Source organism: Caballeronia arationis, from assembly GCF_001544975.2.
Taxonomy (GTDB): domain Bacteria; phylum Pseudomonadota; class Gammaproteobacteria; order Burkholderiales; family Burkholderiaceae; genus Caballeronia; species Caballeronia arationis.
Genome location: NZ_FCOG02000482.1, coordinates 1 through 1126 on the forward strand (window position 1 = coordinate 1; position 1126 = coordinate 1126).

1 protein-coding gene is annotated in these 1126 nt (G+C 61.2%); it reads right to left on the reverse strand.

Annotation, left to right across the window (positions count from 1 at the left end):
* Positions 1-1007: recombination directionality factor (locus tag AWB81_RS43350; RefSeq protein ID WP_062644754.1), on the reverse strand; the 1007-nt coding region annotated here is incomplete at its 3' end.
* Between the last annotated feature and the right edge of the window lie 119 nt (positions 1008-1126).

Below are 1126 nucleotides of genomic sequence, written 5' to 3' on the forward strand. Positions count from 1 at the left end.
TGCCGCTGCTCGGGCTGATGAAGCGGATCGCCGATTGACTGTACCGTCCCGTCCGACTCCAGCAGCGCGACTGCGCGGCTGGCAGCATCGAGCGCCGGTTGAGCTTCGTCCGCGCCATCCAGCAGCGCGCCCAGGTCAATGTCGGCATCCAGCACCGTCAACATCTGCTTCTGACGCACGGCTTGGCCGCTGTCGTCGATGCGTGTGATGTCGAACTCCTTCTTCGAGAGCCAGAAGCGAGTGCCGGTGAGCCGGCCGCGTGCCAGCGCCACCGTCTGCATCGCCGAATACGCCTTCTGCAGCACGTAGATCGAGTTGGTCGGCAGCTCGATCAGACCGAGTCCCTTCACGTCCGGAACAGCGAACACGAAGTTCGCGGTCAGGTTGCACTTGCGGTCCTGATACTGCGGACAGACGTGAGGATCGCAGACGCCATCGGGAATGTCGTCGTCTTGCCGGTGAACGACGAGTCGCCCACCGAACGAGCGACGTGCCCGCTGTGCGCGTGCGTTGCGCTCGACCGGTGCGTACGTCTTGCAGTAGCGCTTGCCGTCGCGGTCGTACTCCGAGAAGTACTGTCGCCCGGCTGTCGTGTACGCGGCCATCTGATTTGGCACATTGCGCAGCCAGTCGTCGAACGCGAACATGATCGGGAAACGGTAGAGCCGCAACCCTTGCCCGCGATCCTCGCCATACAGCCGCAGGATTTCGTCGGCTGTGTCCGGATTGGAGAAGTCGGACCGTCTACAGACGAAGTAATCGACGTTTCTGGGAATCAGCGCGTTCCGGAGCTTCAGCGACGTTTCGAGCAGCTTGCCGATGGCTTCGAACGACTCGCCCGCAGCCACCATGTCGTTGTAGAGCTTGACCGCTTTTTCGTTGGACTGGTGCGCCCGCGTGAGCACTTTGATACCGGGTCGAATTTTGCCGATCGTGGGCGGGCGAATAGCTCGTTCTTCAACGAGGCTACGCGGCGCGTGATCGAACATCTGAACAACTGCATTCATGACGGTTTCCTTGCAAGAAGGAAGATGGCGTTGGTCCGCAGAGATTCGGCCTGAGATTGCATCTCTCGGGCTGCCGCACTGCCGCGACGTTCGCTGACATGGGAAATGAAGACAGAGCG